Annotated in this window: 16 protein-coding genes; 8 read left to right on the plus strand and 8 right to left on the minus strand. The window is 73.7% G+C overall.

Annotated features, from left to right (window positions below; all coding sequences use genetic code 11):
* Window positions 1-10 precede the first annotated feature (10 nt).
* Entirely contained in the window at window positions 11-580 is a 570-nt protein-coding gene (locus tag AC3X7Z_RS06765; protein WP_186339794.1) for a hypothetical protein, read from the plus strand.
* A 32-nt stretch (window positions 581-612) separates the two neighbouring features.
* Here the strand turns inward: AC3X7Z_RS06765 and AC3X7Z_RS06770 are convergent, their stop codons facing one another.
* The 5 genes from AC3X7Z_RS06770 to mobA all read right to left on the minus strand — a co-directional run bounded on the left by AC3X7Z_RS06770 (window position 613) and on the right by mobA (window position 4,600).
* A complete protein-coding gene (locus AC3X7Z_RS06770) occupies window positions 613-1,842 on the minus strand; it encodes an MFS transporter (RefSeq protein WP_489975436.1) in 1,230 nt (409 codons plus the stop codon).
* 108 nt (window positions 1,843-1,950) lie between these two features.
* On the minus strand, window positions 1,951-2,598 hold the full coding sequence (locus AC3X7Z_RS06775; RefSeq protein WP_241005276.1) for a bacterial proteasome activator family protein: 648 nt from the start codon (window positions 2,596-2,598) through the stop codon (window positions 1,951-1,953).
* A gap of 68 nt (window positions 2,599-2,666) precedes the next feature.
* Entirely contained in the window at window positions 2,667-3,635 is a 969-nt protein-coding gene (locus AC3X7Z_RS06780) for an NAD(P)H-quinone oxidoreductase (RefSeq protein ID WP_489975437.1), read from the minus strand.
* Window positions 3,636-3,639: 4 nt separating this feature from the next.
* Window positions 3,640-3,963, minus strand: a complete 324-nt coding sequence (locus AC3X7Z_RS06785) for a DUF6457 domain-containing protein (RefSeq protein WP_489975438.1) — start codon at window positions 3,961-3,963, stop codon at window positions 3,640-3,642.
* Window positions 3,964-4,012: 49 nt separating this feature from the next.
* Window positions 4,013-4,600, minus strand: coding sequence for a molybdenum cofactor guanylyltransferase (mobA, locus tag AC3X7Z_RS06790; protein ID WP_186339797.1), 588 nt, complete (start codon window positions 4,598-4,600; stop codon window positions 4,013-4,015).
* A gap of 134 nt (window positions 4,601-4,734) precedes the next feature.
* Between mobA and AC3X7Z_RS06795 the strand changes: the two genes are divergently transcribed.
* From AC3X7Z_RS06795 to AC3X7Z_RS06810, 4 genes are read left to right on the plus strand one after another with little or no spacing between them, the layout of a single operon-like run.
* Window positions 4,735-5,499 (plus strand): carbon-nitrogen hydrolase family protein, encoded by a 765-nt coding sequence (locus AC3X7Z_RS06795; protein ID WP_489975439.1) that lies wholly within the window; start codon window positions 4,735-4,737, stop codon window positions 5,497-5,499.
* Window positions 5,500-5,510: 11 nt separating this feature from the next.
* Window positions 5,511-6,803: a hypothetical protein gene (locus tag AC3X7Z_RS06800; RefSeq protein WP_489975440.1), complete on the plus strand. Its 1,293-nt coding sequence runs from the start codon at window positions 5,511-5,513 to the stop codon at window positions 6,801-6,803.
* Between the two features lie 51 nt (window positions 6,804-6,854).
* Window positions 6,855-7,082 (plus strand): biotin/lipoyl-binding carrier protein, encoded by a 228-nt coding sequence (locus tag AC3X7Z_RS06805; RefSeq protein WP_186339800.1) that lies wholly within the window; start codon window positions 6,855-6,857, stop codon window positions 7,080-7,082.
* A 58-nt stretch (window positions 7,083-7,140) separates the two neighbouring features.
* Complete coding sequence (locus tag AC3X7Z_RS06810) at window positions 7,141-8,151, plus strand: aldo/keto reductase family protein (protein ID WP_186339801.1); 1,011 nt, start codon at window positions 7,141-7,143, stop codon at window positions 8,149-8,151.
* A 100-nt stretch (window positions 8,152-8,251) separates the two neighbouring features.
* On the opposite strand, the gene AC3X7Z_RS06815 is transcribed toward AC3X7Z_RS06810, so the two are convergent.
* Complete coding sequence (locus AC3X7Z_RS06815) at window positions 8,252-9,517, minus strand: MFS transporter (protein WP_489975441.1); 1,266 nt, start codon at window positions 9,515-9,517, stop codon at window positions 8,252-8,254.
* A 65-nt stretch (window positions 9,518-9,582) separates the two neighbouring features.
* On the opposite strand from AC3X7Z_RS06815, the gene AC3X7Z_RS06820 reads away from it, so the two are divergent.
* Window positions 9,583-9,915 carry an ArsR/SmtB family transcription factor gene (locus AC3X7Z_RS06820; RefSeq protein WP_186340374.1) on the plus strand — a complete coding sequence of 111 codons (333 nt, stop codon included), beginning with the start codon at window positions 9,583-9,585 and terminating at the stop codon, window positions 9,913-9,915.
* Between the two features lie 10 nt (window positions 9,916-9,925).
* Here AC3X7Z_RS06820 and AC3X7Z_RS06825 read toward each other — a convergent pair whose 3' ends face one another.
* Entirely contained in the window at window positions 9,926-10,531 is a 606-nt protein-coding gene (locus AC3X7Z_RS06825; RefSeq protein ID WP_489975442.1) for a vitamin K epoxide reductase family protein, read from the minus strand.
* A 191-nt stretch (window positions 10,532-10,722) separates the two neighbouring features.
* Between AC3X7Z_RS06825 and AC3X7Z_RS06830 the strand changes: the two genes are divergently transcribed.
* Together AC3X7Z_RS06830 and AC3X7Z_RS06835 are read left to right on the plus strand one after the other, a co-directional pair.
* A complete protein-coding gene (locus AC3X7Z_RS06830; RefSeq protein WP_186339804.1) occupies window positions 10,723-11,616 on the plus strand; it encodes a cation diffusion facilitator family transporter in 894 nt (297 codons plus the stop codon).
* A 73-nt stretch (window positions 11,617-11,689) separates the two neighbouring features.
* The gene (locus tag AC3X7Z_RS06835) at window positions 11,690-12,310 is read left to right on the plus strand and encodes a DUF2238 domain-containing protein (protein ID WP_186339805.1); all 621 of its coding nucleotides are present in this window, start codon (window positions 11,690-11,692) and stop codon (window positions 12,308-12,310) included.
* A 28-nt stretch (window positions 12,311-12,338) separates the two neighbouring features.
* Here AC3X7Z_RS06835 and AC3X7Z_RS06840 read toward each other — a convergent pair whose 3' ends face one another.
* Window positions 12,339-13,109, minus strand: coding sequence for an HAD-IIA family hydrolase (locus tag AC3X7Z_RS06840; RefSeq protein ID WP_489976001.1), 771 nt, complete (start codon window positions 13,107-13,109; stop codon window positions 12,339-12,341).
* Between the last annotated feature and the right edge of the window lie 7 nt (window positions 13,110-13,116).

The following is a 13,116-nucleotide window of genomic DNA, read 5'->3' on the forward strand; positions in this document are numbered from 1 at the left end:
GCTTCGCGCCATGATCCGAGCCGTCCGAGTCGTCGTCGCGCTGCTGTTCGCGTGCCTGGGCCTCGTGGTGACGGTCCAGGCCCCGGCAGCGGCCGACTGCACGTGCAAGCGCGGCCAGCTCCAGCAGCAGGTCGAGCGTGCCGACGCGGTCTTCATCGGCACCGTCGACAACGTCGAGGTCGCCGGTGACGACCACACCTACGACGTCACCGCCTCGCGGGCCTACGAGGGCCTGCCCGAGCGCTCCACCCAGGTGTTCTCCGCCGGTGGCAAGGACGCGTGCGGTCTCGGCGAGCTCGCGGTCGGCACCTCCTACCTCTTCCTCGTCACCGGCACCGAGGCGCCGTTCGAGGCCGACCGCTGCGGCGGCACCACCGTGGCCAACCCGACCAAGGTGGCGAAGGTCGAGGCCCTCCTCGGCGAGGGCACCTCGGTCGAGCCGCCGCCGCCGCCGACGGCGGTGCGCACCCTGGTCGAGGACTCCCCGCCCGCAGGCTTCGCCCGGACGGCGGCTCCCGGCGCCGCGGCCGCGATCGTGGGCCTCCTCGGCCTGGTCGTCGTACGACGCCTCGCCCGCTGACGCGGTCGTCCGCGACGCGATGACGTGGCCACTCAGGTGGGGGCTCGCACGGTCCTGAACGGCGTGGCGGCCAGGCCGACGGCCACGGCGCCGAACGCCCCGGCCGCGACCGCCAGCATGGTCTGGATGCCCACCGCGTCCGCGAGCAGACCCGCGACGGGCGCGGCCACGACGACGACGGCCCGGTTGAGCGACCGCAGCGTCGTGTTGGTCCGCGCCTGCAACGCGTCAGGGGTGACGAGCTGTCGATAGCTCATCTCGTGCGAGTTGCTCATCCCCATCGCCAGCCCGTAGATGCCCTGGCCCAGCCCGAGCACCCAGGCGGCGTACGGGGACTCACCGGCCAGCGTCATGGTGACCACGGCGCCCGTCGTGAGCAGGTGGCACAGGATGACCGTGCGGCCGGTCCCGAGGCGTCGGCCGACTGCGGTGGTGACCACGGCGCCGAGCACCGCGCCGACACCCCCGGCCGCGCCGACGAGGCCGAACTCCGCAGCGCTGAGGTCAAGCACGAGGAACGCGTACGGGGCGAGCACGACCCCGACGATCGCGTTGCCGACGAACCACCCGTGGGTGGCGATCGCCAGTGTCCTCAGCCCCGAGGCGCCGTAGGCCCAGCGCACACCCTCGAGGATCTCGCCGAGCAGCCCGCGCACGGTGACGCCAGTGCGGGGTGGCGGCTCGTCCACCGCGATCCTGCGCAGGGTGAGTGCGGAGTAGGCGTAGGTCGCCGCGTCCAGGACGACCGCGAACGGCGCACCGACGGCACTGACCAACAGGCCGCCGAGCGCGGGACCTGCGGTCGACGACACCGCGTCGGCTCCGTCCACGCGGGCGTGTGCGGGCTGCAGCTGGTCGCGATCCACCAGCCGCGGGAGGAACGACATGCTCGCCGCCATGTTGACCACGGCTGCGGTGCCGTAGGCGAAGACGACGGCCAGGAGGGCGGGCAGCGAGAGCGCGTCGATCCACCACAGCACCGGGATCACCAGCAGCAGCGCGCCCTGGGCGACGTCCGCGCGCACCATCAGGGGAAGACGGCGCCTGCCGTCGACGAGCGCCCCGACGACGAGGCCGAAGATCAGGTAGGGCAGCCAGCGAGCAGCGTTGAGCCACCCGACGTCCGCGGCCGTCCCGTCCAGGGTGAGCACGACCAGCGCCTGGAGCGCGAACACCGTGACGTACGTGCCCAGCCCCGAGACGGCCGTGGCGCGCCAGTAGCGGAGGAACGACGCGGAGATGAACACGCCCCCGCCGCTCACCCGGCCACCCTACTCACGGCGAACTGGCCGGCCGGGAGGCTCGTTCCTCGGGCACGGATGCCCGGATCCGGAGGTGTGCCCGTCGTCAGGACACGGGGGACACCCCGGTCAGAGGTACATGCCCCCGCGGCTGCCGGCCGGGTCGTCGGCGTCGGCGGTCGGCATGGTGGGCATGCCGGTCGGCTGCTGGCGGGGGCCGCCGGCCGCGGCGGGCAGCGCGCGCCGCATCTGCTCGAGCTGGGCGCGCGAGGCCATCTGCTGGGCGTAGATCGCGGTCTGGATGCCGTGGAACAGGCCCTCGAGCCAGCCCACGAGCTGGGCCTGGGCGATCCGCAGCTCGCCCTCGGACGGCGTGCCGTCCTCGGTGAAGGGGAGCGAGATCCGCTCGAGCTCCTCGACCAGCTCGGGCGCCAGGCCGGACTCGAGCTCCTTGATCGACGCGGCGTGGATGTCCTTGAGACGGTTGCGGCTGGCCTCGTCGAGCGGCGCCGCCTTCACCTCGTCGAGGAGCTGGCGGATCATGCTGCCGATGCGCAGCACCTTCGCCGGCTGCTCGACCAGCTCGGTGAGCTGGCGCTCGCCGTGCTCCTCGCCCTCACCGTCGCCCTCACCCTCGCCCTCCTGGCCCTGCGTCATCGCCGGGAGCGCGCTCGCCGGGATGGTGCCGATGGGCTGGCCGTCGGGGCCGACCACCACGACGAGCTCCTCGCGCGCGCCGTCGCCGGCCGGGTGTGCGGGCTGCTGCTGCTCCGTCATGACCCCCAGCCTATGCCCGGTCCGGTCGGGCGGTCCGTCCGAGCGTGAGGGAGACCGGGGTCGAGGGGTCAGAGCGTCAGGACGATCTTGCCCGCGCGCCCGCCGTCGTCCATCAGCCGGTGGGCGCGGGCGACGTCCTCGAGCGGCATCGTGGTCTCGATGATCGGGCGCACCCGGCCCGCCGCCACGAGCGGCCAGACGTCCTCCACCACCCCGCAGCAGATCTGCGCCTTCTCGGCGAGCGGCCGGGAGCGCAGCGACGTCGCCGTCACCGACGCCCGCTTGCGCAGCAGGGCGTTGATGTCGAGCTCGGCCCGCGTGCCGCCCTGCATGCCGATGATCACCAGCCGGCCGCCGGTGGCGAGCGCGGAGACGTTGCGGCCGAGATACTTCGCGCCCATGTTGTCGAGGATCACGTCGGCCCCGCCGGCCTCGCGGAGCACCTCGACGAAGTCCTCGTCGCGATAGCTGATCGCGCGGGTGGCGCCGAGCGAGCGGCACAGCTCGAGCGTCTCGGGGGAGCCGGCGGTGGTGAACACCTCCGCGCCACGAGCGGCGGCGAGCTGGATGGCCATCGTGCCGATGCCGCCGCCCCCGCCGTGGACGAGCAGGCGCTCGCCCTTGTCGAGGTGGGCGGTCATGAAGACGTTGGACCACACCGTCGCCGCGACCTCGGGCAGCGAGGCCGCCTCGACGAGCGAGACGCCGGACGGGACCGGCATGACCTGCCCGACCGGCACGGCGACGCGGGCGGCGTACCCCCCGCCGGCGAGCAGCGCGCAGACCTCGTCGCCGACCTTCCAGCCCTCGCCGCCCGCGCCGAGCTCGGCGATCCGGCCGCTGCACTCGAGGCCGATCACCTCGGACGCGCCGGGCGGCGGCGGGTAGTGGCCCTGGCGCTGGAGGGTGTCGGCGCGGTTGACGGCCGTGGCGACCACGTCGACCAGCACCTCGCCGGGGCCCGGGCGCGGGTCCTCGACCTCGCCGACGGACAGGACGTCGGGGCCACCGGCCCCGGTGGCGATGACAGCACGCAAGGGATCAGTCCTCGTAGAGATCGGTGGAGTGATCGACGGTCGAGTCGTCGGGGACGTCGTCGTCGATGTCGTCGGGGTCGGGCGCGTCGGCCGGCCGGTCCCAGCTCTCCGCGAGCAGCTGGGCGCGAGCGGCGAGCCGCTCGATCTCCTCCGGGTCGGCGTCCCGTGCCCCGGCCGCGATCCCCAGCAGGTAGGCGGTGATGGGTGCGGCCGTGCGCTGCACGTTCTGCGAGGCGGTGCGGGCCAGGTCGAGGACCAGCCCCTCGTCGACCTCGGTCTCGACGTCGAGCACGTCGCTCAGCTCATCGATCCAGTCGTGGAGGTTCACGAGCCCAATCTCTCGCACCCCACGGGGGTGCGGCAAGGGAGCCTGCGGCTCAGCGACGAAGGTCGCGCAGGTCGGCCCAGGAGTCCACGTCGACGGCCTCGTCGCCGATCGCGGCCACCTCGGCGAGGTCGAGCGGCGCGAGCAGGCGGTGCAGCGGCATCCCGTGCCGGCCGCCCGGCTCGGGGCGTACGGCGCCCAGCCGGGCGGCGTCGAGCACCCCCGCGAGCTGCCGTCGTCCGTCGCCGCCGACGAGGAACGCGCCGTCGCGCCCGGCCGCCGCGTCGCGCAGACGCCGCATCGTGGCCGCGGTGACCCGCGGCATGTCCACCGCCAGCACGCCCACCAGGCCCAGCGGGGCCGGCGCACCCGCCAGCGCGTCGACGCCGGCGAGCAGCCCGGCGACCGGGCCGCCGCGCGGCGGGTCCTCGACCACGAACGTCACCGGCCGCGCGGTGGGCACGCTCGCCGGTGCCACGACGACCACCCGGTCGGCGTCGCCGAACGCGTCGAGCGCGTGCTCGAGCAACGTCCGCCCGGCCAGCTCGACGGCGGCCTTGTCGACCCCGCCCATCCGCTCGCCCGTGCCGCCCGCGAGGACCACCCCGTCGAAGCCGTCGGCAGCGCGGTCCGGATCCATGCCGCCATCCTCCCAGCCGCAGCGGGCGCGCGGCCTACCCTTGGGATCATGGACTCCACCTCACGGCGTTCTCCTGCTCCACGGCGTTCTCCTGCTGGGCGGCGGTCGGCCGCGCGTCGGCACGGACACGCCGGATGACCGAGCGGCTGCGGGTGCGCGTCCACCAGTGGGCGAGCGGGCTCGACCCCGACGACAACCGCGCGCGCCTCGCCGAGGTGACGCCCGGCGCCGACCTCGTGGTGCTCCCGGAGGCGTTCGCGCGCGACTTCGGCCAGGCGGGCTCCGACGTGAGCCCCTTCGCCGAGCCGCTCGACGGCCCGTTCGCGCGCGAGGTGGCCCGCGTCGCCGACGCCTGCTCGTGCACCGTCGTTGCCGGCATGTTCGAGACGGCCGACGACCCGGCCCGGCCCTTCAACACCCTCCTCGTCCGCGGACCCCGCCCCGCGACCTACCGCAAGATCCACCTCTACGACTCCTTCGGCTACCGCGAGTCCGACCGGCTGACCGGCGGCGCGCTCGAGCCCGTCGTCGTGGAGGTCGCGGGCTGGCAGGTGGGCCTGATGACCTGCTACGACCTGCGGTTCCCCGAGCTCGCCCGCCGCCTCGTCGACGCCGGCGCCGAGGTGCTCGTGGTCCCGGCCGCCTGGCTTCCCGGCGACCGCAAGGTCGCCCACTGGCGCACGCTGCTGGCCGCCCGGGCGATCGAGAACACCTGCTTCGTGATCGGCGCCGGCCAGCCGGAGCCTCGCTACGTCGGGCACTCGGCCGTGTTCGGCCCGCTCGGCGACACCCTCGCCGAGGCCGACGGGACGGAGCAGGTGATCGAGGCGGTCCTCGACCGCGCCGACCTCGACGGGGCCCGTCGCACCAATCCCTCCCTCGCCAACCGCCGGCTGTAACCTCCTCCGTCGTGCCTTCCCCCACCTCCGACAGCCCCCGCGGGTCCTCCCGCGGCAAGCGGGCTGCCGAGCGCCCGCCCTCGCGGCTGCGGCGCAGGCGGGGGTCACCGCAGCCCGAGGTGACCGGGCCGACCCCCGGCCCCGAGTCCGCGCCCACCGCGGAGCCGGCGCCCGCCCCGACGCCCGTCCCGGCTCCGGCTCCGGCCCCCACGCCTGCGCAGGCTCCCGCTCCGTCGGCCGCCCGGTCCCGGGTCGCCACCCGCTCCGCTGCGCCCACGGTCGACGAGGACGCGACCACCTCCTTCCCCGCCGGGCCGCGGCGCTCGCTCCTCGCGTTCTGGCTCGGTCTGCTGGCCCTCGGGTCGGCCGCGCTGGGGTGGTCGGCCCTCGGTGGCGCCCAGGGCGTCGACGGGCTCCCGGCCGCACCCGGGTGGCTCGACGGAGTGGGCGCGGTCGCCGTCGTCACGGCCCTGTCGTGGCTGCTGGCGACCCGGACCGCCGGCCGGGCACTGGTCTCGGCGGGCCTGGCGCTGGTGCTCGGCGCGACCAGCCTCCTCGTGGGAGGCCGGGTGCTGCCGACCGGGGCCGCGGTGATGACGTGCGTGGTGGGCAGCGTCTACGCCGTGATGGTGACGGTGCCCGCGGTGACCGGGCTCAAGGCGATACGCGAGGCGCTGATCGCCACCGTGGTCGCCGCGGTGACCGCCTTCGCCGCCGTCGGCTTCGAGCCGACCGTGGCGACCGAGCGCTTCGAGATCATCTCGCTGCTCCTCGCCCTCGGCCTCGTGCTCGCGATCGTCCACCGCCTCGGAGCCGGCCTCCACGGCCTCGGCCGCCGCGGCGCGATCGTCGTCGCGATCGGCCTCGGCGTCCTCATCGCGACCCTGGCCTACGCCGAGCTGCTGCGCCGCTACGGCGCCCAGACCTTCGTGTCGTCGGTCCTCGACTTCGCCGACTGGACAGCGGCCCGCATCGGCGCCTTCCCGCGCCCGCTCGTCGTCCTGCTCGGCATCCCGGCGCTGGTGTGGGGCACCCACGTCCGCGCCCGCCGGCGGCAGGGCTGGTGGGTCTGCGCGTTCGGCGTCGCCGCCACCGTGCCGCTCGCGACGGGCCTGATCTCCCCCGAGACCTCCTACCTCCAGGCCGGGCTGCGCGCGGCGTACTCGCTCGTGCTCGGCCTCGCCATCGGCTGGCTGGTGATCCGCGCCGACGTCGCGCTCACCGGGCCCAAGGGCCGCCGCGGCCGGCGCGCCGAGGAGGCCGGTCCGCACCGCCCCGAGCCGAGCCGCTTCGCCGAGCTCTGAGCACGCCTGACGATCAGCGGCTACGGCCCGGTAACCACTAGCGTCGGGGCCATGGCCCGCCCCACCTCCCTCGAGATCGTCTCCGAGCTGGTCGCCAACGTCCTCGCGATCGAGGTCGCCGAGGGTGACCGCGTCGAGGCCGGCGACACCGTCGTGCTCCTGGAGTCGATGAAGATGGAGATCCCGATGCTCGCCGAGCGTGGCGGCACCGTCACCGCGATCAGGGTCACCCAGGGCGACGTGGTGCAGGACGGCGACGTCCTCGTGGTCCTCGACTGACCGCCCGTCGGGGCGGGACGGCGCACGGGTGCGCCCCACCCGTCGCTAGGTTGGGGGGATGGAGTTTCGATACCTCGGCAACAGCGGACTCAAGATCTCTGAGATCACCTACGGCAACTGGCTCACCCACGGGTCCCAGGTCGAGAACGACGTCGCCACGCAGTGCGTGCGCGCCGCGCTCGACGAGGGCATCTCGACCTTCGACACCGCCGACGTCTACGCCAACACCGCGGCGGAGACGGTGCTCGGCGAGGCGCTGAAGGGCGAGCGGCGCGAGTCACTCGAGATCTTCACCAAGGTCTACTGGCCCACCGGGCCCAAGGGCAAGAACGACACCGGCCTCTCGCGCAAGCACATCATGGAGTCGATCGACGGCTCCCTCCAGCGGCTGCAGACCGACTACGTCGACCTCTACCAGGCCCACCGCTACGACGTGGAGACGCCGCTCGAGGAGACGATGCAGGCCTTCGCCGACATCGTCCGGCAGGGCAAGGCGCTCTACATCGGCGTCAGCGAGTGGACCGCCGACCAGATCCGCGCCGGCGTGGAGCTGTCGAGGGAGCTCGGCTTCCAGCTGATCTCCAGCCAGCCGCAGTACTCCATGCTCTGGCGGGTCATCGAGGACGAGGTCGTGCCGACGTCGCGGGAGCTCGGCGTCTCCCAGATCGTGTGGAGCCCGATCGCGCAGGGCGTGCTGACCGGCAAGTACAAGCCCGGCCAGGCCCCGCCCGAGGGCTCGCGCGCCACCGACACCAAGGGCGGCGCCGACATGATCTCGCGCTTCATGCGCGACGAGGTGCTCACCGCGGTGCAGGACCTCGAGCCGATCGCGAAGGACTGCGGCCTCACGATGGCCCAGCTCGCGATCGCCTGGGTGCTCCAGAACGACAACGTCGCCGCTGCCCTCGTCGGCGCCTCCCGCCCCGAGCAGGTCGCCGACAACGTCAAGGCCGCCGGCGTGAAGCTCGACGCGGACGTGATGTCCCGCATCGACGACGCCCTCGGCTCGGTCGTCGTACGCGACCCGGGCAAGACCGCCGAGGGGACGCCCAAGACCCGCGTGGTCTGACCCGCGCGGCGCCGACGAGGTCGGTTCACCGGTCGCCGACCCGCGGTCGGTTCACCGGTCGCCGACGCGCGGTCGGTGAAACAGCGAGGAGGGCGGGGGCTCAGGCCGCCCGCGTCACCCGGTAGCGCACGAACGCCGGGACGGCGAGGGCGGCGAGCACGGTGCCGACGACGACCAGCACCCCGCCGCCGGCCGCGGCGACCGCTGCCCCGGTGACCGCGGCGGTGGCGCCGTGGGCGACGTCGGCGACGCGGGGGCCACCCGCGACGACGACGATGAAGATGCCCTGGAGCCGGCCGCGGACCGAGTCGTCGGCCGCGGCCTGCAGCATCGACGTACGGAAGGCCGCCGAGGCCATGTCGGCGGCGCCGCCGACCGCGAGCATCAGCACCGCGACGCCGAGGAAGAGCGCCGGTGCGGCCGGCGCGAGCAGGGCGGCGACGCCGAAGCCGACCATCGCCAACCCCCACACGAGGATGCACACGATCACCGCATAGCCCTGCCGCTCGACGCGCGATACCCAGCCGGACAGCACGCCGCCGACCACCGCGCCGGCCGGGATCGCCGCGAAGAGCAGCGCGAACGCCAGCCCGCCCTCGCTGGGCCCGCCGAAGTCGACGTCGGCCATCTCCGGGAACAACGCGCGTGGCATGCCGAAGACCATCGCGATGATGTCGACGACGAACGACATCATCAGCACCGGCTGGGTCCGCAGGTAGCGGAAGCCGTCGACCACCGCGCGGATGCCCGGCGTGACGGTGACGCCCAGGACGGGCAGCGGCGGCAGGCGTACGACGGCACCGAGGGTCGCGAAGAGCGTGATCGTGTCGAGCAGGTAGAGCCACGAGAAGCCGATCAGCGGGATCAGTGCGCCGCCGACGAGCGGCCCGGCGATGCCGCCGGCCTGCATGACGGTCATGTTGAGCGAGTTGGCCGCGGGCAGCAGCTCCGGCTCGATGATCCGCGGCAGCAGCGCGGATCGGGTGGGCTGGTTGACCGCGAAGAACGCCTGCTGCACGGCGAACAGCGTCAGCAGGAGCCACACGTCCTCGGCGCCGAGCGCCGCCTGCAGCCAGAAGCAGGCGCTGGTCGCGATCAGCCCGGTGGTGGTGATCAGGAGCAGCGTGCGCCGGTCGAAGACGTCGGCGAGCGCGCCGCCCCACAGGCCGAAGACCACCAGCGGCACCAGGCCGAAGACGCCCGTCAGCCCGACGTAGGCCGACGATCCGGTCATCGCGTAGATCTGCGCGGGGACCGCCACGACGGTCAGCTGGGCCCCGATGACCGTGATGATGTTGGCGCGCCACAGCCGCTTGAAGTGGGGGTTGGCGAGTGGGCGCGTGTCCGCCAGCAGTCGCCTCTCCACCGGGGCAGGTTAGGCGAGCGGCCCCGCGGAACGACCTCCGGATGGCCTAGCATCGTCGGGTGGCGATGAGAGCGGGGGCGTCCGGGCTGACGGCGGAGGCGGGGCTCTTCCACGCCCTGTCCGACCCGTCGCGGCTGCTCATCGTGCGGCACCTCGCGCTGGGCGAGCACCGGGTCGTCGACCTGACGGCACACCTGGGCCTGGCGCAGAGCACCGTCTCCCAGCACCTCGCCTGCCTGCGCGACTGCGGCCTGGTGACCTCACGCCCGGAGGGGCGCGCCTCGCTGTGGTCGCTCACCCATCAGGCGCAGCTGGAGGGCGTCCTGGAGAGCGCGGAGCGCCTGCTCGCCCTCACCGGGGTCAGCTCCGGGCACCACTACGAGGAGCGGCATCCCTGAGCCGACGGGCTCAGAGCAGCGAGGACCAGTAGGACCAGAAGCGCTCGAGGACGAGCAGCACGACGAGCAGGAAGGTGCCGAAGACCAGCGGCCCGCGCCAGTCGCGCAGGAGGCTCGCGAGGCGCCCGTCGGGAGGCCCCAGCACGCCCGCGGTGGCGTTGCGCGCGGTGACGTACCAGAACAGCGGGATCACCACCGCCCACACGACCATGCAGTAGGGGCACAGCGCCCCGATCCGGTAGAGGCTCTGGAAGACCAGCCAGGCGACGAACGCCATCGCCGCGGTGACCCCGGCCTGCAGGCCGAGCCAGTACCACCGCGCCAGCCGCGCCCCGGCGAGCATCGCGGCGCCGGTGGCGACGACCACCGGGAACGCCGCCACGCCGATCACCGGGTTGGGGAACCCCAGCAGGGCCGCCTGCGCCGACTCCATGACGTTGCCGCAGCTCAGGACCGGGTTGATGCTGCACGTCGGCACGTAGTCGCTGTCCTGCGCGAGCCGGATCCGCTCGACGAGCAGCACGGTCGCGGCGAGCAGGCCGACGAGACCGCCGACGAGCAGGCCGGTGGCCAGCGGACGCTCCTGCGGCTCGCCGGGAGGGGCGTAGGTGCTCATGGCGGACCGGACTCCTGGGGTGCGGGCGGGCGGGAGGCCCCATCCTCCGGTACGCGCCGCCGCCGACCCAACCGGCGCCGCCTGTCGCAGGACGACCGGTGACCGCACCAGCCGGCCCGTCGACGCCGACGCGCGCGACCGCTAGCATCGCTCAGAGCCGATGATACGGATCGCGGGCGACGGAGGACCGGATGGGCGCGGGACACGGACACGCCGGTGCCCGGCACCGCTGGCGGCTGGCGGTCGCGTTCGGGCTGGTGGCGGCGTTCTTCGTCGTCGAGCTGGTGGTCGGCCTGGTCAGCGGCTCGCTGGCGCTGATCTCCGACGCCGGGCACATGGCCGCCGACGTGGTGGCCCTCGGCGCCGCGCTGGTCGCGACGCGGATCGCCACCCGTCCCGACGACACCGGCCGTCGGACCTACGGCTCCTACCGCGCCGAGGTGTTCGCCTCCGGCCTCACCGTGCTGATCATGCTGGGCGTCTCGGTCTACGTCGTGGTGGAGGCCGTACGCCGTTGGGGCGAGACCGTGGACGTCGCCTCGGGCCCGCTGCTGGTGGTCGGCGCCGTCGGGCTGGCGGTCAACCTCGTCTGCCTGGTGCTGCTGCACGGCGGCGCGCACGAGTCGATCAACGTCAGGGGCGCCTACCTCGAGGTGATGGCCGACGCCGCCGGCAGCGTCGGCGTCCTCGTCGCGGGCGCCCTGGTCGCCCTCACGGGCGTCGGCCAGTGGGACACCCTGGTGGCCGTCGCCATCGGCGCCTTCGTGGCGGTGCGCGCGCTCCTGCTCGGACGAGAGGTGCTGGCCGTGCTCGGGCAGCACGCGCCGCACGACGTCGACCTCGACGCGGTCGTGCGCGACCTCGACCAGGTGCCGGGGGTGGCCGAGGTGCACGACCTGCACGTGTGGACGCTGACCTCCGGGATGGACGTGGCGACCGCCCACCTCGTGCTGCGGGTGGGGGCCGACGCCCAGGTGGTGCTCACCGCGGCCCGCGCGGCCCTGCGTGACGGGCACGGCATCGACCACGCCACGCTCCAGGTCGAGGACCACCCGGCGCGGGAGTGCCACGCAGCCACGTGGTGAGGCCCCCGCGCGGTGCTGCCACACTATGCCGCGGACGCCCGACCGTCGTGGCGCCATGGCGGCAGGGGAACGTGTGACTGAGGCAGCGATCGAGCATCCGGTGACCCCGGCCCTGGCGAAGACGGCCAACGTCATCGCCAAGGGCGCACTGGTCCTGCTGCTGGCCTTCGCGGTGCTCTATCCCGACCAGGCCAACCTCCGCGACAAGGCGGCGGGGATGCGGGCCGTCGGCTACCCGCTGATCTCCTTCACGCTGCCGGTGCTCTGGTGGGCGCTGTGGCGCGACCGGATCTCGTTCCCCTGGGTCTCCGACCTGCTCATCACCATCACCTGCTTCACCGACATCCTCGGCAACCGGATGGACCTCTACGACACCGTCGTGTGGTTCGACGACTGGATGCACTTCATGAACACCGGCCTCCTCGCGGCGGCGTTCATCCTGCTCACCCTGTCCCGCGACGTCGGGTTCGGGCGGGTGCTCGAGCGCGCGCTCGCCTTCGGGGCCACCGCGGCGATCGCGTGGGAGGTCGCGGAGTTCTTCGCCTTCATCAGCCGCTCGACCGAGCGCCAGTTCGCCTACGCCGACACGCTGGGCGACCTGACGCTCGGCTGCGCCGGGGCGGTGGTCGCGGCGGTCGTCCTGCACCGGGCCTGGCGGCGCGGCTACCTGCTGCACCCGCGGCCGCTGAGCTGACCGCGGGGAGCTGCGCGCGCGGACGCCGTCAGGCGTCCTCGGGCAGCCGCCTCTGCGCGACGTAGGGCACCACGTCGGCGATCGAGTCGACGACCAGCGTCGGGCGGTAGGGGAAGTCCTCCACCTGGTGGCGCTGGGTGGCGCCCGTGGCGACCAGGATCGTGCGCATGCCGGCCTCGAGGCCGCTGATGATGTCGGTGTCCATCCGGTCGCCGATCATCACCGTGGTCTCGGAGTGCGCGTCGATGCGGTTGAGGGCGCTGCGCATCATCAGCGGGTTGGGCTTGCCGATGAAGTAGGGCTGGCGTCCGGTCGCGGTGCTGATCAGCGCCGCCACCGACCCCGTCGCCGGCAGCATCCCGTGCACGCTGGGTCCGCTGGGATCGGGGTTGGTGGCGATGAAGCGCGCACCGCCGTTGATCAGCCGGATCGCGCGGGTGATCGCCTCGAACGAGTAGGTGCGGGTCTCGCCGAGCACGACGTAGTCGGGGCCCTGGTCGGTCATCACGTAGCCGATGTCGTGGATGGCCGCGGTCAGCCCCGTCTCGCCCACGACGTACGCCGACCCGCCCGGGCGCTGGTCATCGAGGAACTGGGCCGTGGCGAGCGCCGAGGTCCAGATGGCGCTCTCGGGCACGTCGATGCCGCTGCTGCGCAGCAGCCGCACGCGCAGGTCGCGCGGGGTGAACATCGAGTTGTTGGTCAGCACCAGGAACGGGACGTCCTGCTCGCGCAGCGCGGCGATGAACTCCTTCGCGCCGGGGATCGGGTCCTCCTCGCGCACCAGGACGCCGTCCATGTCGGTG

This window comes from Nocardioides sp. Z24_21 (genome assembly GCF_058134345.1).